The sequence below is a fragment of the Nocardioides sp. Root682 genome (assembly GCF_001427795.1).
GTDB lineage: Bacteria > Actinomycetota > Actinomycetes > Propionibacteriales > Nocardioidaceae > Nocardioides.
The window spans coordinates 1,271,478-1,293,488 of the sequence record NZ_LMHJ01000001.1 but is presented as its reverse complement, the minus strand read 5'-3'; the positions used below and the strand labels follow the sequence as shown (position 1 = coordinate 1,293,488).

The window sequence follows — 22,011 nt, the reverse complement described above, 5'->3', positions numbered from 1 at the left end:
TTGCCGCGCCTGAGAGAATGAGCCCATGGCCAAGCAGGGTGCGAAGAAGGAAGGCGCTGTCGATCACAAGATCGTCGCGTCCAACAAGAAGGCGCGCCACGACTACCACATCGAGTCCACCTTCGAGGCAGGCCTGGTGCTCGTCGGCACCGAGGTGAAGTCCCTGCGGCTGGGACGCGCGAGCCTGGTGGACGGCTTCGTCGACATCGACAACGGCGAGGCCTGGCTGCACAACGTGCACATCCCCGAGTACGCCCAGGGCACGTGGACCAACCACACCGCCAAGCGCAAGCGCAAGCTCCTGCTCAACCGCATCGAGATCGACAAGATCGAGCGCAAGGTGAGCGAGAAGGGCCAGACCGTGATCCCGCTGGCCATCTACTTCGTCAACGGCCGGGCCAAGGTCGAGATCGGCCTGGCCAAGGGCAAGAAGTCGTGGGACAAGCGGCAGGCGATCGCCGAGCGTGAGGCCGACCGCGAGAAGGTCGCCGAGATCGGACGCCGGGCCAAGGGCATGCGTGACTGACGCTTCGGACGTGCGCTCCTTCTGGGAGCGCCTGGGCCTGCCCGGCCTGATGGATCTCCACGTCCACTTCCTGCCGCCCTCCATCGAGCGCGCCGTGTGGCGCGAGTTCGACGGGGGCGGCGAGCTGATCGGCCGGGAGTGGCCGATCCGCTACCGGGGTACGGCGGCCGATCGGGTCGCCTTCCTGCAGGAGTCCGGCATCCGCGGCTTCTCGACGCTGCCGTACGCCCACAAGCCCGGCATCGCGGGCTTCCTCAACGACTGGTCGCGCGACTTCGCGGCCGACGTGCCCGAGGTGCTGCGGTCGGCAACGTTCTACCCCGAGCCCGAAGCGGCCGACCACGTCCCGGCGCTCGTCGCCGACGGCGTGGAGATCTTCAAGCTCCACCTGCAGGTCGGCTCCTTCCACCTCGACGACCCGCTGCTCGATCCCGTCTGGGCGACACTGGCGGACGCGGGCACCCCGGTCATGGTGCACGCCGGCTCCGGGCCGGTCGGGACGCCGTACACGGGACCGGCCTCGACGGCTCGCGTGCTGGCCCGCTTCCCGCAGCTGCGCCTCGTGATCGCGCACATGGGCTCGCCCGAGTGTTCGGACTTCCTGGCCCTGGCTGAGGAGTACGACGGCGTCCACCTCGACACGTCGATGGCGTTCACCGACTTCTTCGCCGAGGGCCCGCACGACGCCCGGTTCCCTGCGGTACTGGTGCCGCGCCTCCGCGAGCTCCAGGAGCGGGTGGTCTGGGGTTCGGACTTCCCGACCCTGCCGTTCGCCTACGCCGACCAGCTGGGCTGGCTGGCCGACCTCGGGCTGGGTGACGACTGGCTCCGGGACGTCTGCTGGCACAACGCCTTGCGGCTGTTGGGTCGAACCACCGCAAAATCTTGACCTTCACCCTCTTCCCTCCGGACGGTTGCGGTGCTGGACTGGGCCCTCCTGACCACCGCTCAGAGGAGAACCATGCGTGCACGTCTTCTGACCCTGGCCGCCGCCACCATCGTCGGCCTCGGTTTCCTCGCTCCCGCCACTGCCAGCACCGGCGGCACGGCTGACGGCGAGAACCACCCCAACGTCGGCATGATCGCGTTCTACGACGCAGAAGGACGCTTCCGCTGCTCGGCGACGCTGGTCAGCCCGACCGTCCTGGTCACGGCTGCTCACTGCACCGACGGCACCCTCGGCAAGACCCTCGTGACCTTCGACAGCGTCGTCGCCGAGGCGCCCCCGTCGCCGCTCCCCGTGGCCGCCGACCTCACTGCCGGCTACACCGCTGAGGAGCTCGCCGCGGCCGGCTACCTGTCCGGTACGGCGCACACGCACCCCGACTACAGCGACTTCACCGACATGGACAACTGGAACGACGTCGGCGTCATCGTGCTCGACGAGCCGGTCACCGACATCACCCCGGCGCCGATCGCAGGCCTGCACGCGGCCGACGCGATCAAGCAGCCCCGCAAGACCCTCTTCACCGCGGTCGGCTACGGCACCGAGGTCCGCCAGGCCGACTCCGGTTCGCAGAAGCCGACGCCGATGAGCTACCCGATCATTCGTCGTTTCGTCGACATGCCCGGCCAGAAGATCACCCCGCAGATCATCCAGACCAACGGCAACGAGAAGGACATCTTCGGCACCGGCGGCACCTGCTTCGGTGACTCCGGTGGCTCGTTGTGGCTGAACGGCGCGGTCGTGGCCGTGACGTCGTACGGCTACACGTCCAACTGCCGTTACATCGACGGCTACCAGCGCATCGACATTCCGGTCGTCGCCGACTGGCTGGCCGAGTTCGGCCTCTAGAGCCCGGCTGCTCCCACGGGGCGGGCCCACCGGAATACCGGTGGGCCCGCGTTCGTTGGAGCACGTAGACTGTTGTCACAACTCAAGAGGGGCTGATCGGTTTCGACTTGGGACGTTTGTTCCAGGGGAAGCGGGTCGAGAAGCCAGCGTCATCTCGTAAACGATCGCTGGAAACCTATAACTGCCAACTCAAACCGCAGTTCCTTCGCTCTCGCTGCCTGAGCAGTGATCGAAGCGTCTGACCGGGCACCCGTCTTCGTCCCGGACCCAGACGTCATCTAGAAGACTTGCTGCGTCACTCCAGTCCGGAGGGTGACGCGGGACTCAAACCGGACTGGGTCTGTCGGCGACGTGTCTGTGCGAGCGCCGGGACCGAGAAAACGACAGCACAGACTGCACCCGGAGAAGACCTGGCTCGACGCTCGAGGACCGGGGTTCGATTCCCCGCAGCTCCACAGCCCTGCAGTACGACGAGAGGGACCTGCCACCAGTGGCAGGTCCCTCTCGTCGTTCGCGGTGCCCGTCGGCACCGGTTCAGCCGAATGGCTCAGGCGGGCCCGTGGGGAGCCGAAGCATTGCAGGAGTGACCGGGTCGCGGCATCAGCAACGAGAGGGAACCTGTGGATCTCTCAGCGATGCAGGACCTGGAGCACGACGAGGAGGCTCTGCGTCTGTTGCGCTCCTCGGACCATCCGATCGTCCATTCCTTCCCGCACGGGGCGGTCGTCGTCGTCGACCATGACCTGCGCTACCTCTCGGCCGGAGGCCTGGGACTTGCCGACGTCGGACTGTCCCGTGAAGCCCTCGAGGGGAAGACCATCTGGGAGGCGTTCCCCCCGGAGACCGCGGCGCTCCTCGAGCCGATGTACCGCGCGGCTCTGGCGGGCGTGTCCTCGACCTGCGACGTGCCGTACGGCGGGCGCATCTTCACGCAGCGGCTGTCTCCGGTCGTGAGTCGCAGCGGTCGGGTGATCGCCGCGATGGGTTTCACCCAGGACGTCACCGACACGCGCCTCGCGGAGCAGCAGCTTCGTGAATCCACCCAGCGCTTCCGTCTCGCGTTCGAGAACGCACCCATCGGCAAGGCCATCGTCGGCCTCGACGGGAAGTTCAGCGAGGTGAACCCTGCCTTGTGCCGGTTGCTCGGCCACCCGTCCGAGGAACTGCTCCTCCTCACCTTCCAGGAGATCACCCACCCGGAGGACCTGGAAGCGGACCTTGCTCAGCTGGGCCAGCTCGTCGACGGTGAGATCACGAACTACTCGATGGAGAAGCGCTACTACACGTCGGCCGGCGACCTGGTGTGGGTGCTGCTCACGGTGAGCCTCGTGCGGGGAGACGACGGAGAACCTCTCTACTTCATCGCCCAGATCCAGGACATCACGGATCGAAAGACGACGGAGGTCGCCATCGCCGCAGCGAATGCGGCAGAGGCGGCCCGTCTCGAACACGCGGCGATGCACGACGACCTCACCGGGCTGCCGAACCGGCGACTGGTGGAACGGAGGCTCTCCCACCTTCTCCGCCCAGCGGATCGCCGGGCCAGCGGCTGCGGAGTGGCCGTCCTGTTCTGCGACCTCGACGGCTTCAAGGCGGTCAACGACGACCACGGACACGAGGTGGGGGACAACCTCTTGCGGGCCGTTGCCGAGCGGATCAGCGTCGCTGCCCGCTCCGGGGACGTCATCGGACGGCTCGGCGGCGACGAGTTCGTCGTGCTGATGACCATCGGAGCCGACGACGACGTACAGGCAGTGACGGCGACTGTGGCAGAGCGGATCTGTGGCTCCCTTGCCGCCCCGTTCATCGGTCCGGCGGGGACGCCGATGAGGGTTTCGGTCAGCATCGGCATAGCGCTGCCGGAGCACGGCGTCGACGCAGCCGGGATGCTGAGCCACGCCGACACTGCCATGTACCTGGCGAAGCGGGCAGGCAAGAACGGGTACGCGTACTACGTGCCCGTGGAGCAATGAAGCAGGCGACGCCGGCCGCGGCTCGTCACAGCCGGCGAACCACGAGACGGACCGGACCTGTCTGACCTCTGCACCCTCGGGTACCTCGTGCCCATCCCCGCACGCCGGGGCCGGAGGGAAGGAAGAACAACATGAGCATGCTTCTGTGGCTTGCAGCGGTGATCCTGGTCATCGTCGGGATCATCACCCTGATCCAGGGCAGTGTGATCCTGGGGATCGTGCTGATCGTGGTCGGACTCCTGGTGGGTCCTGGTGGCGTCTCCATCTTCAGTGGGCGCGATTGACCTGACCGGGCTCGGCCCTCGCCCCGGCATGTCAGGATGCGGGCATGCAGCCCGACCTCGACCTGACCCCGCGGTTGCGCGGAAGCCTCGCCCTCGGCGCGACCGCGTACGGTGCGTCCGCCATCGGCGCGGCCGCGGTCGGAGCGCTCGCCGTGGGTGCCCTCGCCATCGGCGCGGTGGCCATCGGCAGGCTTTCCCTGGGGGAGGGCCGGATCAAGAAGCTCGTCATCGACGAGCTCGAGGTCCGGGTGTTGCGGGTCGGGTCCGTGGAGCCGCTCGAACCGAGCTGACGTTCAGCCGCCGACTGCCCGATCGACTGCTGCGTCGATCGCTGCGTCGATCGCTGCGCTGATCGAGAGGTCCCCGCCGACGAGGTTCCACTGCTGTCCGATGGTGTCGTCCCGGTCGATCACGGCACCCAGCACCGCCGCCACGTCTGCCCGCGTCACGGCTCCGCGTGGCACGTCCGGGCCGAGCGCGACCAGCCCGGTCGGCGGTTCATCGGTCAACAGACCGGGCCGCAGGATCGTCCAGTCCAGGTTGCTGGCGCGGAGCGCGACGTCGGCGTCCCGCTTCGCGGCGACGTACGCCGCCCAGACCTCGCCGGCATCGGGCGCCACCGGCTCGTCGACGTTGATGGCCGACACCTGGACGAAGCGGCGGATGTCGCGCTGCTCGGCCGCCGTCATCGACTTCAGGGCGCCCTCGAGGTCGACGGTGCGTTTGCGCTCGATGTTGCCGTCGGGGCCACCGCCCGCGCTGAACACGACCGCATCGCACCCCTCGAAGGCGGCGGCGAAGTCGTCGACGTCCTGGTTCTCGATGTCGAGCAGTCGCACCTCTGCGCCGAGGGCCTCGAGCCCGGCGCGATGGCCTTCGTTCCGCACCAGCGCGACCGGCTGGTGGCCGCCCGCGACCAGGACAGGGTGCAGCAGGCGGGAGATCTGACCGTTGCCTCCGACGATGGCGATGCGCATGACACCAACCTACGCACGCCGGTCGCCGGTGCTTCACCTGAGCATGGGCCGCGCGCCACCTCCGGCTGGTCGGCTGCAGGCATGAGAACTCGGACCATGCCCCGGCTCGCAGGTGTCTTCGCAGCCACGACCCTCGCGCTCGTGGCCGTCGGCGCCACGACCCTTCCCGCCCACGCGGACCCTGACAGCGGCTCCGGTGTCGACAACAACCGGTCCGGCCGGTTCACGACCGGACCACTGGTCATCGCCCACCGGGGTGCGTCCGGCTACCGCCCGGAGCACACGCTGGCGGCGTACCGCCTGGCCATCCAGATGGGGGCGGACTACGTGGAGCCCGACCTCGTCTCCACCAAGGACGGCGTCCTCGTCGCCCGCCACGAGAACGAGATCAGCGGCACCACGGATGTCTCCGCGCGCCCCGAGTTCGCCAGCCGCAAGGCGACCAAGACGGTCGATGGCGCCCAGATCACCGGCTGGTTCACCGAGGACTTCACCCTCGCCGAGCTGAAGACCCTGCGCGCCAAGGAGCGGCTGCCCGCGGTCCGCCCCGGCAACACCGTGTACGACGGCAGGTTCGAGGTGCCGACGCTCGACGAGGTGATCGGGCTCGTGCAGACCGAGTCCCGCCGCCTCGGCCGCACCATCGGCATCGCGCCGGAGACCAAGCACCCGACGTACTTCGACTCGATCGGCCTGTCGCTGGAGGAGCCGCTGGTGCGCAGCCTGCGCCGCCACGGCCTGGACCGTCGCAACGCGAAGGTCGTGCTGCAGTCGTTCGAGACCGGCAACCTGCGCGAGCTCAATCGGCTCACCGCCGCCCCGATCGTGCAGCTCGTCGACGGTTCCGGAGCGCCGTACGACCTCAAGGCCGCGGGTCTGCCGACGACCTACCGCGACCTGGTGACGCCGTCCGGTCTCGCCGAGATCGCGACGTACGCCGACTGGGTCTCCCCGACGAAGAACCTGATCCTGCCGCGCGACGCCTCCGGGGCCATCGGGGCACCCAGCAACGTGGTGAGCGATGCGCATGCCGCGGGCCTGAAGGTGGTCACCTGGACGATGCGGGCCGAGAACCAGTTCCTCCCGACGAACCACCGGGTCGGTACGGACCCGAACGCGCACGGAGACCTGACCGGCGAGATCGACGCGTTCCTCGATGCGGGCATCGACGCGCTGTTCGCGGACCAGCCCGACATCGCGGTGGCCGCCCGCGACGCGTGGCTCGATGAGCAGGTATCGGTGAGCTGATCGGCGACATCGCGGCGAAGTGCCGACAGAATCGGGGGCGCGGGGTCAAGATGGCAGGGTGCGTCTCGGACCCCGCGCCACCTCCCCCCTGTCCGTGGATCTCGCTGCGCTGATTGCGCTGCTGGTCGCGGTGCTCGTCGCTGCCCTGCTGCCGATCGCCGCGTCGGGTTCAGCAGCAGCCGCGACACCGACGACCCTGCTCGTGTCGGCTCCGGCGTCGTACGCCGACAGGGACACCACGCTGTCCCTCGCGCTGGACGCGTCCGGGGTGCCGATCGGCGAGGCGCCCGTCGTCGTGGAGCGGTGGGACGGTGCGGCCTGGCAGGTCCTGGGGCCCGTCGTCACCGACTTGGCAGGTGCGGCCAGCCTGACCGTGCCCGTCGACCGGTCGCCGGCGCGCAACCTGCTGCGGGCGTCGTACGCGGGCGACGAGACGAACGCGCCGGTCTCGGTGCAGTACGTCCTGCCCCTCCAGGCGCTGCCGACGTCGACGACGATCACCGGCCCGACGAGCGTCATCGACGAGCAGAGCGTCTACCTCGGCCTCACCTGGAAGACCTCCGAGGGCACACCTGTGGCCGGCCGCGTCACCCTCCAGCAGTACGTCGACGGCGCCTGGCGCTGGGTGACGACCGTGTCCACCAGTGCCGCGGGCTTCGTCAACGTCAGGGTGGCGCCTCGCGTCGACAGCCGCTGGCGCGCGGTGAGCCTCGGTGCGCCCTGGGCAGCGCGGTCGGTCAGCACGACCCACGTGATCGACAACCTGCCCTCAGGGGTGCCGGTCGCCCTGCCGGCGACTGCTCCGCGACCGCGGATCGCCCTTCCTGCCCAGCCCCGGGCGCGCGGCGCAGGTCCCAACCCGATCATCTCCAGGCTCTCCGACGGTGTGTGGCGCAGCATGGTCGGGCGCAGCTGGCACCGCGGGTGCCCGGTCGGCCGGTCCGGCCTCCGGATGCTCCGCATCAACTACTGGGACTACAGCGGTTACCGCCGTCGTGGCGAGATCGTCGCTGGCGCCGTCGTGATCCGGCAGATGGCGAGGGCCCTGTCCGACATGTATGCGGCGAAGCTCCCCATCCGGTCGATGTACCGCGTCGACCGGTTCGGCTGGTCGAGGCGGGTCAACGGCGCCGACGACTACGCGTCGATGGCGGCCGGCAACACGTCGGCCTTCAACTGCCGCTGGGTGGTGGGGCGCCCCGGCGTACGCAGCCCCCACAGCTACGGCCGCTCCCTGGACCTCAACACCTGGGAGAACCCCTACCGGTCGCGCCTCGGATGGGTCCCCAACTCCTGGTGGCCGCGCCGCTCACACCCCCGCGTCGCGTGGCGGTCGCGGACCCATCCCGTCGTCCGCATCATGGCGAGGCACGGGCTGCGGTGGAGCTATGCGACCTCCGACAGCCAGCACTTCGATGCCGTGCCACGTGGGGGTCGGGTCATCGTCGTGCCCGGCTGCGGTGTCGCCGTCTGCGACTAGCCTCGCCACATGACCGACTGCGTCTTCTGCTCGATCGTCGCGGGGGAGCTGCCGGCGGACGTCGTCCTCGACGAACCCGGCTTCCTCGCGTTCCTCGATCGGCGTCCGGTCTTCAAGGGCCACGTCCTGCTGGTGCCCCGCGAGCACGTCGTGACCCTGCCCGACCTGGCCGCCGCGCAGCGCGACGGCTTCCTCGCGGCGGCGCAGCGTCTCGCGACCGCTGTGGTGGACGGGCTCGGCGCGCAGGGCAGCTTCGTCGCGATCAACAACGTCGTCAGCCAATCGGTGCCGCACCTGCACGTGCACGTGGTGCCGCGGACCAAGGGCGACGGGCTGCGCGGCTTCTTCTGGCCCCGCCGGAAGTACGCCGACGGGGAGTCCGCGGAGTACGCCGCACGTCTGCGCGCCGTACTGGACGCGTAGGCTGCGGCCGATCGTCTTCTGGAACCGCTGAAAGGTAAGCACATGGGTCGTTTCGACGGGCGAGTCGCCGTCATCACCGGAGCAGCACGCGGCATCGGCTTCGGCACCGCCACGCGATACGCCGAGGAAGGTGCGTCGGTCGCGATCGTCGACCTCGACGAGTCCGCCGCGGCCGAGGCCGCTGCAAAGCTGCCGCTCGTCGAGGGCGCCAAGGCCATCGGCGTCGGCGCCAACGTCTCCGACGGTGCGTCCGTCGAGGCCGGCATCGAGCGCGTGGTCACCGAGCTCGGTGGCATCCACATCCTGGTGAACAACGCGGGCGTCACCCGCGACAACCTGCTCTTCAAGATGACCGAGGTGGACTGGGACCTCGTCATGGGCGTGCACCTCAAGGGCGCGTTCCTGATGACCAAGGCCGCCCAGGTCCACTTCGTCGCGCAGAGGTACGGCAAGGTCGTCAACATCTCCAGCATCTCCGCGCTGGGCAACCGCGGCCAGGCCAACTACTCCGCCGCCAAGATGGGCATCCAGGGCTTCACCCGGACCCTCGGCATCGAGCTCGGCCCGTTCGGAATCAACGTCAACGCGGTGGCCCCCGGCTTCATCGCGACCGAGATGACCGACGCCACCGCCGCGCGGCTGAAGATGGACGTCGACGAGTTCCGCCGCCTCAACGCCGAGGCCAACCCGGTCCGCCGCGTCGGCTTCCCGGAGGACATCGCGGCCGCGGTCACGTTCCTCTCCAGCGACGAGGCCTCCTACATCACCGGCCAGACCCTCTACGTCGACGGCGGCATCAGCCTCGGCACCTGACGTCACTCAACGGAGCCGTCCCCGCGACACGCGGGGGCGGCTCCGTCGTACGTGAGGGGCGTGGTCCAGACTTGCAGCGTGCGCTTCTCGATGGTTCGTTCTGCCCTGCCCGCCTCCCTGGTCGCCCTGAGCCTGGTCCTCGCCGGGTGTGGCGGTGACGACCCCGAGAAGAAGTCGACGCCCGATGCAGAGACGTCGGCCACGCCGGAGCCTGTCGTTCCCGAGACCTGGCCGCTGACCGGGATCGAGGCGCCGGCCGGGAAGACCACGGCACTGGACCACCCGGTCATCGTCACCAAGATCGACAACTCGCCCAGCAGCGCGCCCCAGGTCGGGCTGGGCAAGGCCGACCTCGTGGTCGAGGAGCTGGTCGAGGGTGGCATCACCCGACTGGCGGCCTTCTACTACTCGCAGCTCCCGGGCGACATCGGTCCGGTCCGCTCGATGCGGGCCAGCGACATCGGCATCGTGTCCCCGGTCCACGGCGTCATCACCACCAGCGGCGCGGCCCAGATCACGATCGACCGCATCAACAAGGCGAAGATCAAGTACTTCCAGGAGGGCGGCCCCGGCTTCTACCGCAACAACAGCCGCTCGGCGCCGTACAACCTGTTCACCAGCCTGAAGAAGGTCGCCAAGGCCACCGAGGACGGCAAGGACGAGCGTCCGGCCGACTACCTGCCGTGGGGTGCGGCCGCGGACCTGCCGGCCGGCGTCCCGGCCCTGACCCTGTCCGCGCACTTCGGCAGCCACACCACCAACTGGGTGTTCCGCGACGGTCACTACGTCAACAAGAACTCCAACGCCGCGAAGGGCGACCGCTTCCAGCCCGACACCGTGCTGGTGCTGCGGGTCGACGTCGTCGATGCCGGCTACACCGACCCGGCAGGCAACTTCGTGCCGGAGAGCAAGTTCACCGGTGGCGGCCAGGCGCAGCTGTTCCACGGCGGCAACGTGATCGACGGCGAGTGGTCCAAGGCCAAGCTCGGTGCGCCGCTCACGCTCAAGACGGCTGCGGGCGAGCTCACCGTCCCGGCCGGCAAGGTGTGGATCGAGCTGGTGCCGGCGGACGGCGCTGGCGGCTCCGTCGTCATCGGGAAGTGACGCGACGGGAGCTGGCCGCAGTCAGCTCCCGGACTCGCTCTCGTCGCTGCTGAAGGCGCTCGGCATGCCGATGCCCTGGTCGACGAGGCTCTGCACGCCGGCCAGCAGGAAGCCGATCGCGGACTCCACGCGTTGCGCGGCCGCCTCCGGGTCGGCGGCCGTGGCCACGGTCTCCCCGGCCGACGACATCGCACCGAAGAAGATCCGCGCGAAGGTCTGCACCATGTCTTCGTCGAGCTCCCACGAGCCTGCGTCGAGGGTGGCGCGCAGGATCTCCACGATGTTGGCGAACGTCGAGCGTTCCTCCTGCTCGCGGTAGCGCTCGTAGCCCAGCACGGCGGGGCCGTCCTGGATGACGATGCGCCGGTAGTTGCCCTCCTGGACGACCTCGAGGAAGGAACGCAGGCCGAGCAGCGCCTTGAGCCAGGGGTCGCGTTCGCTGCGCAGCGCCTTCTGGATGCGCTTGGCGGAGTCCTGCTCCACGCGCTCGAAGACCGACTCGAACAGGGCCTGCTTGCCGGAGAAGTGGTGGTAGAGCGCGCCCTTGGTGACCCGGGCGCCGCTCACGATGGCGTCCAGCGAGGTGCCGGCGTAGCCCTTCTCGGCGAACAGGCGCTCTGCCACGTCGACCAGTGCCCGCTTCGTCGAGGCGGAGTACGACGCCCGCAGGGACCCGCCCGGGACCTTGGGGACCAACTTGGAAACCGACTTCGCCACGGGCCCAGCATAGGCATCTGCGCAGGTCAGGGGTGACACCGGTCACTTGGCCGGGTGTTGGGGATCACGGTGTCGTTCCGTTGGGCATACCGACGGTCTGGGCCATACTCGTAGTACGTACCAGCGGTATGTCGGGCACCTCCGGTGTCCGGGGCCGCAGAGAAGACAAAGGAGCTGACCATGACCTGGAAGGCCTTTCATTCACGTGGCGAGACCCTCCGTTCCGTGATCGCGACTTCGGCCGTCCGTCGTGACGGCCTGCTGCCCATGGACGTCGATGGCGTCTCCACGGGCTTCCGCGACGAGCTCGACCTGCTCGGCGCCCTCACTCTCAAGTGGCACACCCGCCTGTCCGGCCAGATCGACCGGATGTTGTCCCACCAGCCGATGGACCTCGAAGAGGCCGTCGCGATCGCGTGGAGCAACACCGCCCACGAGCTCGCCGGTGTCCGGTTGATCATCGACCACTACTCGGCGAAGCCGAGCGACGACGCGATGGCCACGGCCATGGCTGCGGCGAAGTTCAAGGAGCAGCAGCTCCTGGCCGTCAACGCCGGTCGGACGTCCATCGCGGACGAGACCGCTCGTCGGGTCGGCTCCGAGATCGAGGAGCGGGCGCGCCTGCTGCACCGGGGCATCCCGATGATCACTGCCGACGCGCACTACGCAGAGCCCGAAGAGGTGCGAGGCACGCTCATGGCGCGCCTGCGCGCCGTGGTCGCCGCCTGATCGCGACCCCCCGAGTTCAGCCCCGGACCTGACGCACCCTCCCTCCCTATCGCGTCGGGTCCGGGGCTGGATCTTGTTCGTGGGCAATGATGGGGACATGCCGAGCGAGGTCAGTCCCACTGCCGCCAGTGACCTGGCGGCCGGCCGGCTGCTGCTCGCCACCCCCGGCCTGCTGGATCCGAACTTCGTCGACACCGTCGTGCTGCTCCTCGACGTGAACGACGACGGTGCCCTGGGTGTCGTGCTCAACCGCCCCACCGCACTGCCGGTCTCGGAGGTCCTGGGGGAGTGGGGCGACGTCGTCGAGGAGCCTGAGGTCCTCTTCCAGGGCGGCCCCGTCTCGACCGACGGTGCCATCGCCGTGGCGCTCGCCGTTCCCGGGGGCGAGGACGCTGCCGGTTTCCGTCCCTGTTGGGGGCGGGTCGGCCTGCTCGACCTCGACACCCCGCGCGAGCTCGTCGCGGGCACCGTGGACCGGCTGCGCATCTTCGCTGGCTACGCCGGCTGGGGCGTGGGTCAGCTCGAGGCCGAGGTCGCCGAGGGCAGCTGGTACGTCGTACCCGGCGAGGTCGACGACGTCTTCGGTGAGGAGACCCGCAACCTGTGGCGCCAGGTCCTGCGCCGCCAGCCCGGTGACCTGGCCTTCCACGCCACCCGGCCGATCGACCCGGAGCTGAACTGAAGGCGATCTCTCGAAGTTGAGACATTGGTGTCTCATGTGAGACAGTGATGTCTCACCCAAGGAGATCACATGTCGACCCGCGACACCGTGCTGGCCGCAGCCCAGCGCCTGCTCACCACCGACCCCGCCGCATCGATGGCCCAGATCGCCGCAGCCGCAGGCGTCGGCCGGGCAACCGTCCACCGGCACTTCGCCACCCGTGAGGACCTGCTCCGCGAGATCGGCAGCAGGTCGCTCGACGCCTGGGAGGAGATCCTGGGCGAGGTCGGTGTCGAGGCCGCCGTCGCATCGCGCGACGCCGGGCGGATCCGCGCGGCCATGGAGCAGATGATCGGACGGTTCGTCGACGACAGCGAAGAGTTCGGCATCGCGCTGACCGACTCCACGGTCGTCAACGACGCGGCGCTCAAGGCCCGTGCCGATGCGCTCTTCACCCGTGAGGTCGCGCTCTACGACGCAGCCCAGGTTGCGGGTCTCCTTCGCGCCGACGTGCCCGCGCGCTGGCTCGGGCACAGCGTGTACGGCCTGTTGATCGCCGTCCGCGACGCGCTGGTGGCCGGCGACATCGCCCGCCGCGACGCGATCGAGCTCGTTCGTTCGACCTTCCTCGACGGCGGGGCAGCGCGATGACCCAGGTGATCCCTGACGTCCGCGCCGCCACGGCGGACCCGCGTCGCTGGGCCGGCCTGGCCGTGCTGGCCGCCAGCCTCCTCGTCGTCGTCATGGACATGACGGTCCTCAACGTCGCCCTTCCGGACCTGACCGCCGACCTCCGGGCCGGCGCCGTGGCGCAGCTCTGGATCGTCGACGTCTACGCGCTCGTGCTCGCGGGCCTGCTGGTGCCGGTCGCGGCCGTCGCGGACCGGTGGGGTCGTCGCCGGATGCTGCTCACCGGCTTCGCGGTCTTCGCCGTGGCTTCACTGGCTGCCCTGGCCGCCAGGTCGCCCGGTGACGTGATCGCGGTCCGTGCCCTGCTCGGCATCGGTGGCGCGATGATCATGCCGGCGACCCTGTCGCTGATCCGGACCCTGTTCCCTGATGCCCGCGAGCGCGCGTTCGCGCTCGGGCTGTGGGCATCCATGGCTGCCGTCGGCGGCGCCGTCGGACCGATCGTCGGCGGCGCACTGCTCAATGCCTACAGCTGGCAGGCCGCGTTCCTGGTCAACGTCCCGCTGATGGTGGTCGGGTTCCTCGCCGGTCGGGTGCTGCTGCCCGAGAGCCGTTCGGACCGCCCTGGGCGGATCGACGCCACCGGAGTCCTGCTGTCGGTCGCCGGGATGGCGGCGACGGTCTACGCCATCAAGCACGTCGGGAAGTCGGGATTGGACCCGGTCACGGTCGTCGTGCTGCTGGTGGGTATTGCGCTGGTGGCCGCTTTCGTACGCCGCTGCCTGCGTCAGCCCGACCCCATGCTGGCCGTGCGGCTGTTCGCTGACCCGGTGTTCCGTTCGGGTGTGCTCACCGCGCTCGTCACCAGCACCGTGATGATCTCGCTGCTGTTCGTCGGCGCCCAGTGGCTGCAGCTCGTCCAGGGCTGGACCCCGCTCTTCGCGGGTGTGGCACTGCTCCCGATGGCGCTCGGCGGTCTGGTCGGCCCACCGCTGGCGCCCGCCCTCGCTGCGCGTGTGGGTGCGCGCAACGTCCTGGTCGGCGGGCTCCTCGTGCTCGCTGCCGGGCTGCTGGTGCTCTGGTTGCTGCCCCGTCCGATGCCGTACGCCGGTGTCGCCGTCGCCCTGCTGCTCGCCGGATTCGGTACGGCGGCGCTGGGTCTGGCCTCCGCCCTGATCATGGGCAGCGCGCCGACCCACCAGGCCGGCTCGGCGGCGGCGATGGAAGAGATGTCCTACGAGATCGGCGGGGTGATCGGCATCGCGGTGCTTGGCAGTCTCGCCGGCATCGTGTACCGCGGCGGCCTGCCGGCGGGTGCCGACCACGCGGCGGTCGAGTCGCTCACCGGAGCGTTGGGCACCGATGTCGAAGCGGCGGCGCTGGCGTCGTACGCGGACGCCTTCGGGGCGATCGGGTTGGCTGGGGCGTTGATCACGTTGGTGGTCGCTGCCATCGTCTGGCGGCAGCTGCCGGCTGATGTCGATGTCTCCGGTGGGCACTGACGGCCAGTAGACTCTCCTCCCGTGACCACCATCGGATTCTCGACTGACACCGACACGCTCCAGGAGCGGCGGACCGTCCCGACCGACGAGGGTGACCACGAGCGGTTCTCCCACTACGTGGAGAAGGACAAGCTCACCGAGGCGATGGTGATGGGGACTCCCGTCGTGGCGCTGTGCGGCAAGGTCTGGGTGCCGAGTCGCGCGCCCGAGAAGTTCCCGGTGTGCCCGGACTGCAAGGAGATCTGGGAGGGCCTCAGTGACGGGGAGACTCCCGGAGGCGGGTCCGGTCCCGACGCATGAGCTCGCTCGGTCCGGCCTGGCCGGAGCGAGCTGCCTGGGGCACGGCGCCATCGCTGCGTGCCTGGCAGACGGCCGCGCTCCAGGACTACCTCGCTCGCAACCCCCGCGACTACCTCGCTGTTGCGACCCCCGGCGCCGGCAAGACGACCTTCGCGCTGACGGTCGCTGCTGAGCTGCTGGGTCGTCGCGTCGTCGACCGGCTGATCATCGTCGCGCCCACCGAGCACCTCAAGATGCAGTGGGCCGAGGCCGCCGCCCGCGCCGGCCTGCCGATCGACCCGACGTACTCCGCGGGCAAGGGCAAGATCGCCAGCGACTACGTCGGCGTCGCGGTCACCTACGCCGGGGTGGGCGTCAACCCGCTCGCGATGCGGATCCGCACCGAGCGCTTCAAGACGCTCGTCATCCTCGACGAGATGCACCACGCGGGCGACTCGCTCAGCTGGGGCGAGGGTGTGCGTGAGGCCTTCGAGCCTGCAGCGCGCCGCCTGGCGCTGACCGGCACGCCGTTCCGCTCGGACGTCAACCCGATCCCGTTCGTCACCTACCAGCCCGGCGAGGACGGCATCCCGACCTCGGTCGCCGACTACACCTACGGCTACGCCCAGGCGTTGGCCGACCACGTCGTCCGTCCGGTGCTGTTCCTGGCGTACTCCGGGGAGATGCAGTGGCGCACCCGGGCCGGTGACGAGATCACGGCCAGCCTCGGTGAGCCGCTCACCAAGGACATGACGGCGCACGCGCTGCGCACCGCCCTCGATCCCTCCGGGTCATGGATGCCGTCGGTCCTCGCCGCGGCCGACAAGCGGCTGTCCGAGGTACGACGTCACGTCCCGGACGCCGGTGGCCTGGTGATCGCCTCGGACCAGGACTCGGCCCGCGCCTACGCCAAGCTGCTCCGCGCCATCACCGGCGAAGCGGCGACCGTCGTCCTCTCGGACGAGAAGGCCGCGTCGAAGAAGATCACCGAGTTCACTGACAGCGACAAGCGCTGGATGGTCGCGGTCCGGATGGTGTCCGAGGGCGTCGACGTCCCGCGCCTGGCGGTCGGTGTGTGGGCGACCACCACCTCGACCCCGCTGTTCTTCGCGCAGGCCGTCGGCCGCTTCGTCCGCGCCCGCACGCGCGGTGAGATCGCATCGGTGTTCCTGCCGTCGGTCCCGAACCTGCTCTCCTTCGCCTCCGAGCTGGAGGTCCAGCGCGACCACGTGCTGGGTCGCAAGGTCAACGACGACGGCGACATCTTCGCCGCCGAGAACGACCTGCTCGCCCAGGCCGAGGCCGGCGACGCCGCCTCCGACGACCTCATCTCGACCCCCTTCGAGGCGCTCGGTTCCGAGGCGCGTTTCGACCACGCCCTGTACGACGGCGCGCAGTTCGGCCACGAGGGCGAGGTCCTGTCGGGTTCGGACGAGGAGATGGACTTCCTCGGCATCCCCGGCCTGCTCGAGCCGGGCCAGATGCGCGAGCTGCTGCAGCAGCGCCAGTCCGACCGTCGCCGCACGAGGAAGGCTGTCGAGGACGAGCGTCCCGCCGACACTCTCGCGGACGTCACCACCCACGAACACCTCGCGGTCCTGCGCCGCGAGCTCAACGGGCTGGTCGCCTCGTGGAACCACCGCACCGGCCAGGCCCACGGCATCACCCACGCTGCCCTGCGCAAGGAATGTGGTGGCCCGGCCGCCGCCGTGGCCAACGCCGATCAGCTCCAGAAGCGGATCGACCGGGTCCGCGAATGGGCGATGCGCAAGTCCTCCTGATCAGGAGAAGGGGCGGGCTCCGGGGCCGGGGCGGCTGCCGACTCGGCGGGGGTTGTCGATGTGATGACCCGCGGCGCAGTGCACCTCGACGTGGACCGGCTCGTCGCAGTCGCGGTGCACGAACTCGGTCGGTGCCCCTGACGCGTCGGCGAGGTGACGGTCGCCCCACTGCGTGATCGCCAGCAGGATCGGCTGGAGCTCGAGCCCCTTGTCGGTGAGCCGGTACTCGTGACGTGTGCGCGCGCCCTCGGGTCGGTAGGGCACCTTGTGCAGCAGGCCCTCGTCCACGAGCGTGGCGAGCCGGTTGGTGAGCACCTGTCGAGGGATTCCCGCATGCCGCCGGATGTCGTCGAATCGTCGTACGCCGAGAAAGACCTCGCGCAGGACGACGACCGTCCACCGCTCGCCGAGGATCGCCATCGCCCGGCCCAGGGTGCAGTTGTCCACGGACCAGGCCAGGGCCGGGGGAGCGTCGCTGACGGCTTGCTGGGTGCTCACGCCGCCAGCATAGGGCGATCTAGGTCTCATTGACAGACTCAGCCTCGGACTGGTTCCATGAGGCCATGACTGAGTCCGCGATCAAGACCCAGATCGCTGCCACTGCGGCCGAAGTACGTCTCGACCCTGCTGGGTTGGACGGGTTCGAGCAGCTGCACGCGATCCTCGACGGCCACCTTCCTCCGGCGCCCATCGCGGAGACCCTCGGCTTCGTCGGCTTCGAGGTCCCCGAGCGCGGCTCCGCGATCTTCGAACTCGACCCCCAGCTGCGCCACTACAACCCGATCGGCAGCGTCCACGGCGGGGTCTTCGCGACCCTGCTGGACTCGGCCTGCGGCTGCGCGGTGCACTCCACGCTGGCGGTGGGGGAGGGCTACACGTCCCTCGACCTCACCGTGAAGTTCCTGCGTGCGGTCACGGTCGACTCCGGCCGCCTGCGAGCCGTCGGCTCGGTGATCCAGCGCGGTCGTCGTACCGCGTTGGCCGAGGCGAAGCTGTACGACGGCCAGGACCGCCTCGTCGCGTACGCCAGCTCCACCTGCATGATCTTCAGCTGACGACACACCACCGCTGTGGGCGGCGTGCGCGAGACTGGGCCCATGCCGTCGTACGTCGCGTTCCTGCGGGCCATCAACCTCGGCCCGAACCGGAAGTTCCCGAAGGCCGACATCATCACGGCGACCGAGGCCGCGGGTGGCACGGACGTCCTCACCCACATCAACACCGGCAACGTCCGTCTGACGATCGGGCTGCGGTCGCGAGCAAAGGTCGAGGCCGCGCTCGAGGGGGCCTACGAGAACCAGACCGGGTTCGCCGTACCGACGATGGTGTTCACACCGGCCGAGCTCGTGGCGATCGCCGAGGACGCCCGTGAGCTGACGGCTGCGCGGCCCGATCTCGAGCGCCACTACGTCTACCTCCTCAAGGAGGAGCCGGACCCGGCGAAGGTGGCCGCGGTCGAGGCGCTCGGCGACGAGGTCAACGGCATCGTGATCCGAGGCAGGGCGGCGCACCTGTTGCTGGGACCGGGCTACGTCGCGGGCGGGGTCGACCCGTTCAAGGTCGAGAAGAACCTCGCCGTGGCGGCGACCAACCGCAACTTCAACGTCGTCACCACGCTGGCCGACAAGTGGTGCACCTGAGGGTTCGGGCGACTGTCGCGGCTGTGACACCATGGAGTCGTGACAACCGCGAGCCCTGTCGAGGTGGATCCGGGAGTCGAGCAGGACCTCTCCCTCGACATGACCACGAGACTCGACACCCCCTGGGTGACGATCGTGTGGAACGACCCCGTGAACCTGATGTCCTACGTCACCTTCGTGTTCCAGAAGCACTTCGGCTACGGCAAGAAGAAGGCGGAGAAGCTGATGCACGAGGTGCACGAGGACGGGAAGTCCGTGGTCAGCACCGGCACCCGCGAAGAGATGGAACGCGACGTCCAGGCCATGCACGAGTACGGCCTGTGGGCCACCCTGTCGAAGGCTGAGTGAGCGACGTGTCTGGATTCGTCCGGCATCGCCGGAGCAAGGTCATCCACGCGACCTTCCCGGTCTTCGAGGCCGACCTGCTGCGCTCCCTCGCGGCGCAGATCGTCGAGCTGTTGCACAACGAGTCGGCCATTCCCTCCGCGACCCGGGATCCGCTGGAAGCGATGCTCGACTTCAGGGGACCGACCACCGAGCCCGAGGACCCGGTCCTGCTGCGGCTGTTCCCCAATGCGTACCAGGGTGACGAGGAGTCGGCTGGCGAGTTCCGCCGCTTCACCGAGGGCGCCCTGCGGGACGGGAAGTCCCGCGCCGCGGCCACGATCATCGACGTGCTCGAGGAGGCCGGGCTGCCGACCGAGCCGACCGACGAGGACCTCACCATCGACGTCGAGCTCGACCAGGAGACGGCGCTGGTGTGGATGCGTTCCTTCACCGACCTGCGTCTCGCCCTCGGCACCCGCCTCGAGGTCGAGGAGGGTGACGACGACTACTGGGACTCACTGCCCGACGAGGACCCGCGCGCCCAGGCCCACCACATCTACGAGTGGCTCGGGTTCCTGCAGGAGACGCTGGTCCACGCCGTCAGCTGACGGTCAGCTGGCTGGCTTGACCGCGATCACCGGGCAGTGCGCGTCCAGGATGACCCGTTGCGCGACGCTGCCCATGAGCAGCTTCCCGACCGGGGTACGACGGCGTACGCCGACGACGACGAGGTCGGCGTCGACCTCCTCGGCCGCGGCGACCACCGCTTCCGCCACGTCCGGTACGACGTCGTGGCGGACCTCGACCGCGAGGCCCTCGCCGACCAGGCGCTCGCGCAGCGCCTCGATGTCGACGTCGTGCGCGAAACGGGCATCGACGAGGCTGTCGCCGCGGGTGGCGTTGACGATGACCAGCCGGGCTCCGGACGCGCGGGCCACCGCTTCGGCGTACTCGATCGCGGCGCGGCCGTAGACGTCGGCGCTGTAGGCGGCGACGACACAGGTCGGCGCAAGGGGATTCGTGGCACTCATCGCTCGACCAGTTCCTTGTCGTCGTTGTTTCCCGGGGTGTCGCTCAGCGAGGGCTCCTCCGCGGCAGGCTTGCGGACGCCGGTGACGGCCATCGCGACCAGGAGCAGCGCCATGACGGCGTAGACCACGACGGCCACGGGCTCGCTCCACAGCGTGCTCACGTCACCTTCGGAGATCTTCAGTGCCGTGGTCAGCTGCTCCTCGAGGGCCGGGCCGAGGATGACGCCGATGATCAGCGGCAGCACCGGGATGCCGAAGCGGCGCATGAAGAAGCCGAGCACCCCGAGGACCAGCAGCAGGGCGAGGTCGAAGGCCTGGAAGTTCACGCTGTAGGCGCCGAGGGAAGCGAAGAACAGGATGCCGGCGTAGAGGTAGGGCCGGGGGATCCGCAGCAGCTTGGCCCAGATCGGAGCCATCGGCAGGTTGATGATCAGCAACAGGGTGTTCGCCACGAACAGGCTGGCGAGCAGTGCCCAGACCAGGTCGGGGTGGTCGTCCATCAGGGTCGGCCCGGTCTGGAATCCGTAGCCCTGCAGGGCAACCAGCATGATCGCCGCCGTGGCGGTGGTCGGCAGGCCGAGCGCCAGCAGCGGGACCAGGGTGCCTGCCGCGGAAGCGTTGTTGGCGGCCTCGGGGCCGGCGACGCCTTCGATGGCGCCGTGGCCGAACTCCTCGGGGTGCTTGGTGAGCTTCTTCTCGGTCGCGTATGACAGGAACGTCGGCAGCTCGGCTCCGCCCGCGGGCAGCGCGCCGAACGGGAATCCGAACGCCGTGCCGCGCAGCCACGGCTTCCAGGACCGCTTCCAGTCCTCCTTGCTCATCCAGGGCTGGCCGACGGGGATGATCTCCAGCGGCTTGCGGCGCATGTGGGCAGCGACCCAGAGTGCCTCGCCGATCGCGAACAGCGCCACGGCGACGACGACGATGTCGATGCCATCGGCCAGCAGCGGCTCGCCGAAGGTGAGCCGGGCCTGCCCGGTGCTGGTGCCGACGAGGCCGACGGCCAGGCCCAGGAAGAGCGCGATGAAGCCACGCAGCCGGGAGGAGCCGAGGACGGCGGTCACGGCGAACAGGGCCAGCACCATCAGGGCGAAGTACGACGGCGAACCGAGGGTCACCACGATGTCGGCGACCTGAGGCGTCACGATCCAGAGCAGCACGGTCGCGATGGTGCCTGCGACGAAGGATCCGATGGCGGCGGTGGCCAGTGCCTGTGCGGCACGGCCGGCCTTGGCCATCTTGTTGCCCTCGATCGCGGTGATCACCGAGGACGACTCACCTGGTGTGTTCAACAGGATCGAGGTGGTCGAGCCGCCGTACATGCCCCCGTAGTAGATGCCGGCGAACATGATGATCGCGCTGTCGGCACCCACGCTGTAGGTCACGGGGAGCAGCAGGGCCAGGGTCATGGCCGGCCCGATGCCCGGGAGTACGCCGACCGCGGTGCCGAGCAGCACACCGATGGTCGCGAACAGGAGGTTCTCGGGAGTCAGGGCGGTGGCGAAGCCATCCAGGAGCAGATCCATCAGAGCACTCCGTCCAGGATGCCGGCCGGGATCGGCACGCCGAGCCCGACGTAGAAGCCGTACCAGCTGGCCACGGACAGGACGACGCCGACGGCGATGTTGCGGACCCAGTTGCGACTGCCCAGAACGGTCGCGGCGCCGGCGAACAGGAACGCCCCGGTGATCGCCCAGCCGAGCCACTCGATCAGCGCGACGTTGGCGACGAGCACCAGCGCCAGCAGGCTCACGGTGCGGGCATCGGTGCCGTGGGTGAGGTCGATGTCCTCGCCCTCCTCGGCCTCGGGGCGGTTGCCGCGGGCCGTCGCGACGGCGAGCATGATGCCCAGCAGGACGAGCCCGCCGCCGATGATGAACGGCAGCGTGTAGGGCTGCACGGGCTGGTCGGCGAAGGCCTTGTCGAGCGTCCCGGCGTCGTACACGACGTAGCCGCCGGCGATCACCAGGAAGGCCGCGAGGCCGTACTGCGCCTTGTCGATCACGGGGGGTGCGCTGGCGGGCGCTCCCGGTTCGGTGGTGGTGTTCATGATGGGGTCCCTGCGTCGTTGTTTGCGGAGGAGCGGAGCGG

General features: G+C 69.5%; 27 protein-coding genes and 1 other RNA gene. 22 read left to right on the top strand and 6 right to left on the bottom strand.

Annotation, left to right across the window (positions count from 1 at the left end):
- The first annotated feature begins 25 nt into the window (after positions 1-25).
- The 7 genes from smpB (at position 26) to ASD84_RS06055 (ending at position 4,868) form a co-directional block, all read left to right on the top strand.
- Positions 26-526 (top strand): SsrA-binding protein SmpB, encoded by a 501-nt coding sequence (smpB, locus tag ASD84_RS06075; protein WP_056707775.1) that lies wholly within the window; start codon positions 26-28, stop codon positions 524-526.
- Complete coding sequence (locus ASD84_RS06070; protein WP_056707772.1) at positions 519-1,415, top strand: amidohydrolase family protein; 897 nt, start codon at positions 519-521, stop codon at positions 1,413-1,415. Before smpB ends, ASD84_RS06070 begins: the two co-directional genes overlap by 8 nt.
- A gap of 72 nt (positions 1,416-1,487) precedes the next feature.
- Positions 1,488-2,321, top strand: coding sequence for a trypsin-like serine protease (locus ASD84_RS06065; RefSeq protein ID WP_056707770.1), 834 nt, complete (start codon positions 1,488-1,490; stop codon positions 2,319-2,321).
- Between the two features lie 88 nt (positions 2,322-2,409).
- Positions 2,410-2,779: a transfer-messenger RNA gene (gene ssrA, locus ASD84_RS24675) on the top strand.
- A gap of 162 nt (positions 2,780-2,941) precedes the next feature.
- Positions 2,942-4,294, top strand: a complete 1,353-nt coding sequence (locus ASD84_RS06060; protein ID WP_156391609.1) for a GGDEF domain-containing protein — start codon at positions 2,942-2,944, stop codon at positions 4,292-4,294.
- Positions 4,295-4,425: 131 nt separating this feature from the next.
- Positions 4,426-4,578: a GPGG-motif small membrane protein gene (locus tag ASD84_RS25440; RefSeq protein WP_200954442.1), complete on the top strand. Its 153-nt coding sequence runs from the start codon at positions 4,426-4,428 to the stop codon at positions 4,576-4,578.
- Between the two features lie 44 nt (positions 4,579-4,622).
- Positions 4,623-4,868 (top strand): hypothetical protein, encoded by a 246-nt coding sequence (locus ASD84_RS06055; protein ID WP_056707762.1) that lies wholly within the window; start codon positions 4,623-4,625, stop codon positions 4,866-4,868.
- A 3-nt stretch (positions 4,869-4,871) separates the two neighbouring features.
- Here ASD84_RS06055 and ASD84_RS06050 read toward each other — a convergent pair whose 3' ends face one another.
- Positions 4,872-5,555, bottom strand: a complete 684-nt coding sequence (locus tag ASD84_RS06050) for an SDR family oxidoreductase (RefSeq protein WP_056707761.1) — start codon at positions 5,553-5,555, stop codon at positions 4,872-4,874.
- An 81-nt stretch (positions 5,556-5,636) separates the two neighbouring features.
- Between ASD84_RS06050 and ASD84_RS06045 the strand changes: the two genes are divergently transcribed.
- From ASD84_RS06045 to ASD84_RS06025, 5 genes are all read left to right on the top strand, one after another.
- Complete coding sequence (locus ASD84_RS06045; RefSeq protein ID WP_056707758.1) at positions 5,637-6,803, top strand: glycerophosphodiester phosphodiesterase; 1,167 nt, start codon at positions 5,637-5,639, stop codon at positions 6,801-6,803.
- A gap of 58 nt (positions 6,804-6,861) precedes the next feature.
- Positions 6,862-8,283, top strand: a complete 1,422-nt coding sequence (locus ASD84_RS06040; protein ID WP_156391600.1) for a M15 family metallopeptidase — start codon at positions 6,862-6,864, stop codon at positions 8,281-8,283.
- A gap of 9 nt (positions 8,284-8,292) precedes the next feature.
- Positions 8,293-8,706: an HIT family protein gene (locus tag ASD84_RS06035; protein WP_056707754.1), complete on the top strand. Its 414-nt coding sequence runs from the start codon at positions 8,293-8,295 to the stop codon at positions 8,704-8,706.
- 42 nt (positions 8,707-8,748) lie between these two features.
- Complete coding sequence (locus tag ASD84_RS06030; protein WP_056707752.1) at positions 8,749-9,519, top strand: SDR family NAD(P)-dependent oxidoreductase; 771 nt, start codon at positions 8,749-8,751, stop codon at positions 9,517-9,519.
- 78 nt (positions 9,520-9,597) lie between these two features.
- On the top strand, positions 9,598-10,623 hold the full coding sequence (locus tag ASD84_RS06025) for a DUF3048 domain-containing protein (protein WP_056707749.1): 1,026 nt from the start codon (positions 9,598-9,600) through the stop codon (positions 10,621-10,623).
- Between the two features lie 21 nt (positions 10,624-10,644).
- Here ASD84_RS06025 and ASD84_RS06020 read toward each other — a convergent pair whose 3' ends face one another.
- Positions 10,645-11,340 carry a TetR/AcrR family transcriptional regulator gene (locus tag ASD84_RS06020; protein ID WP_056707746.1) on the bottom strand — a complete coding sequence of 232 codons (696 nt, stop codon included), beginning with the start codon at positions 11,338-11,340 and terminating at the stop codon, positions 10,645-10,647.
- A 225-nt stretch (positions 11,341-11,565) separates the two neighbouring features.
- Here ASD84_RS06020 and ASD84_RS06015 point away from each other — a divergent pair, with 225 nt between their 5' ends.
- The 6 genes from ASD84_RS06015 to ASD84_RS05990 all read left to right on the top strand — a co-directional run bounded on the left by ASD84_RS06015 (position 11,566) and on the right by ASD84_RS05990 (position 16,922).
- On the top strand, positions 11,566-12,069 hold the full coding sequence (locus ASD84_RS06015; protein ID WP_235530997.1) for a hypothetical protein: 504 nt from the start codon (positions 11,566-11,568) through the stop codon (positions 12,067-12,069).
- A 97-nt stretch (positions 12,070-12,166) separates the two neighbouring features.
- Positions 12,167-12,751 (top strand): YqgE/AlgH family protein, encoded by a 585-nt coding sequence (locus ASD84_RS06010; RefSeq protein ID WP_056707740.1) that lies wholly within the window; start codon positions 12,167-12,169, stop codon positions 12,749-12,751.
- Positions 12,752-12,820: 69 nt separating this feature from the next.
- Entirely contained in the window at positions 12,821-13,381 is a 561-nt protein-coding gene (locus ASD84_RS06005) for a TetR/AcrR family transcriptional regulator (RefSeq protein WP_056707738.1), read from the top strand.
- Positions 13,378-14,862, top strand: a complete 1,485-nt coding sequence (locus tag ASD84_RS06000; RefSeq protein WP_056707735.1) for an MFS transporter — start codon at positions 13,378-13,380, stop codon at positions 14,860-14,862. Before ASD84_RS06005 ends, ASD84_RS06000 begins: the two co-directional genes overlap by 4 nt.
- 30 nt (positions 14,863-14,892) lie before the next feature.
- A complete protein-coding gene (locus ASD84_RS05995; protein WP_056710727.1) occupies positions 14,893-15,162 on the top strand; it encodes a DUF3039 domain-containing protein in 270 nt (89 codons plus the stop codon).
- Entirely contained in the window at positions 15,159-16,922 is a 1,764-nt protein-coding gene (locus ASD84_RS05990; RefSeq protein ID WP_056707732.1) for a DEAD/DEAH box helicase, read from the top strand. The genes ASD84_RS05995 and ASD84_RS05990 overlap by 4 nt, the downstream gene beginning before the upstream one ends.
- Here ASD84_RS05990 and ASD84_RS05985 read toward each other — a convergent pair whose 3' ends face one another.
- Entirely contained in the window at positions 16,923-17,420 is a 498-nt protein-coding gene (locus tag ASD84_RS05985; RefSeq protein ID WP_200954441.1) for a winged helix-turn-helix transcriptional regulator, read from the bottom strand. It lies immediately after the preceding gene.
- Between the two features lie 65 nt (positions 17,421-17,485).
- On the opposite strand from ASD84_RS05985, the gene ASD84_RS05980 reads away from it, so the two are divergent.
- The 4 genes from ASD84_RS05980 (at position 17,486) to ASD84_RS05965 (ending at position 19,497) form a co-directional block, all read left to right on the top strand.
- Positions 17,486-17,977, top strand: coding sequence for a PaaI family thioesterase (locus tag ASD84_RS05980; protein ID WP_056707725.1), 492 nt, complete (start codon positions 17,486-17,488; stop codon positions 17,975-17,977).
- A 42-nt stretch (positions 17,978-18,019) separates the two neighbouring features.
- Complete coding sequence (locus tag ASD84_RS05975) at positions 18,020-18,562, top strand: DUF1697 domain-containing protein (protein ID WP_056710725.1); 543 nt, start codon at positions 18,020-18,022, stop codon at positions 18,560-18,562.
- Positions 18,563-18,661: 99 nt separating this feature from the next.
- Positions 18,662-18,910, top strand: coding sequence for an ATP-dependent Clp protease adapter ClpS (clpS, locus tag ASD84_RS05970; RefSeq protein ID WP_056710723.1), 249 nt, complete (start codon positions 18,662-18,664; stop codon positions 18,908-18,910).
- Positions 18,907-19,497 (top strand): DUF2017 domain-containing protein, encoded by a 591-nt coding sequence (locus ASD84_RS05965; protein WP_235530995.1) that lies wholly within the window; start codon positions 18,907-18,909, stop codon positions 19,495-19,497. Before clpS ends, ASD84_RS05965 begins: the two co-directional genes overlap by 4 nt.
- A 3-nt stretch (positions 19,498-19,500) precedes the next feature.
- Here ASD84_RS05965 and ASD84_RS05960 read toward each other — a convergent pair whose 3' ends face one another.
- The 3 genes from ASD84_RS05960 to ASD84_RS05950 are packed head-to-tail and all read right to left on the bottom strand — an operon-like array spanning position 19,501 to position 21,970.
- On the bottom strand, positions 19,501-19,920 hold the full coding sequence (locus tag ASD84_RS05960; RefSeq protein ID WP_056707721.1) for a universal stress protein: 420 nt from the start codon (positions 19,918-19,920) through the stop codon (positions 19,501-19,503).
- Positions 19,917-21,446 carry a tripartite tricarboxylate transporter permease gene (locus tag ASD84_RS05955; protein ID WP_056707716.1) on the bottom strand — a complete coding sequence of 510 codons (1,530 nt, stop codon included), beginning with the start codon at positions 21,444-21,446 and terminating at the stop codon, positions 19,917-19,919. Before ASD84_RS05955 ends, ASD84_RS05960 begins: the two co-directional genes overlap by 4 nt.
- Positions 21,446-21,970 carry a tripartite tricarboxylate transporter TctB family protein gene (locus ASD84_RS05950; protein ID WP_056707713.1) on the bottom strand — a complete coding sequence of 175 codons (525 nt, stop codon included), beginning with the start codon at positions 21,968-21,970 and terminating at the stop codon, positions 21,446-21,448. The genes ASD84_RS05955 and ASD84_RS05950 overlap by 1 nt, the downstream gene beginning before the upstream one ends.
- Between the last annotated feature and the right edge of the window lie 41 nt (positions 21,971-22,011).

Excerpts from the sequence above, each read along its gene's own strand:
- smpB (WP_056707775.1), top strand. The coding sequence starts at position 26 with ATGGCCAAGCAGGGTGCGAAGAAGGAAGGCGCTGTCGATCACAAGATC.
- ASD84_RS06065 (WP_056707770.1), top strand. The coding sequence starts at position 1,488 with ATGCGTGCACGTCTTCTGACCCTGGCCGCCGCCACCATCGTCGGCCTC.
- ASD84_RS25440 (WP_200954442.1), top strand. The coding sequence starts at position 4,426 with ATGAGCATGCTTCTGTGGCTTGCAGCGGTGATCCTGGTCATCGTCGGG.
- ASD84_RS06055 (WP_056707762.1), top strand. The coding sequence starts at position 4,623 with ATGCAGCCCGACCTCGACCTGACCCCGCGGTTGCGCGGAAGCCTCGCC.
- ASD84_RS06050 (WP_056707761.1), bottom strand. The coding sequence starts at position 5,555 with ATGCGCATCGCCATCGTCGGAGGCAACGGTCAGATCTCCCGCCTGCTG.
- ASD84_RS06045 (WP_056707758.1), top strand. The coding sequence starts at position 5,637 with ATGAGAACTCGGACCATGCCCCGGCTCGCAGGTGTCTTCGCAGCCACG.
- ASD84_RS06035 (WP_056707754.1), top strand. The coding sequence starts at position 8,293 with ATGACCGACTGCGTCTTCTGCTCGATCGTCGCGGGGGAGCTGCCGGCG.
- ASD84_RS06030 (WP_056707752.1), top strand. The coding sequence starts at position 8,749 with ATGGGTCGTTTCGACGGGCGAGTCGCCGTCATCACCGGAGCAGCACGC.
- ASD84_RS06010 (WP_056707740.1), top strand. The coding sequence starts at position 12,167 with ATGCCGAGCGAGGTCAGTCCCACTGCCGCCAGTGACCTGGCGGCCGGC.
- ASD84_RS06005 (WP_056707738.1), top strand. The coding sequence starts at position 12,821 with ATGTCGACCCGCGACACCGTGCTGGCCGCAGCCCAGCGCCTGCTCACC.
- ASD84_RS06000 (WP_056707735.1), top strand. The coding sequence starts at position 13,378 with ATGACCCAGGTGATCCCTGACGTCCGCGCCGCCACGGCGGACCCGCGT.
- ASD84_RS05990 (WP_056707732.1), top strand. The coding sequence starts at position 15,159 with ATGAGCTCGCTCGGTCCGGCCTGGCCGGAGCGAGCTGCCTGGGGCACG.
- ASD84_RS05980 (WP_056707725.1), top strand. The coding sequence starts at position 17,486 with ATGACTGAGTCCGCGATCAAGACCCAGATCGCTGCCACTGCGGCCGAA.
- ASD84_RS05975 (WP_056710725.1), top strand. The coding sequence starts at position 18,020 with ATGCCGTCGTACGTCGCGTTCCTGCGGGCCATCAACCTCGGCCCGAAC.
- clpS (WP_056710723.1), top strand. The coding sequence starts at position 18,662 with ATGACCACGAGACTCGACACCCCCTGGGTGACGATCGTGTGGAACGAC.
- ASD84_RS05960 (WP_056707721.1), bottom strand. The coding sequence starts at position 19,920 with ATGAGTGCCACGAATCCCCTTGCGCCGACCTGTGTCGTCGCCGCCTAC.
- ASD84_RS05955 (WP_056707716.1), bottom strand. The coding sequence starts at position 21,446 with ATGGATCTGCTCCTGGATGGCTTCGCCACCGCCCTGACTCCCGAGAAC.
- ASD84_RS05950 (WP_056707713.1), bottom strand. The coding sequence starts at position 21,970 with ATGAACACCACCACCGAACCGGGAGCGCCCGCCAGCGCACCCCCCGTG.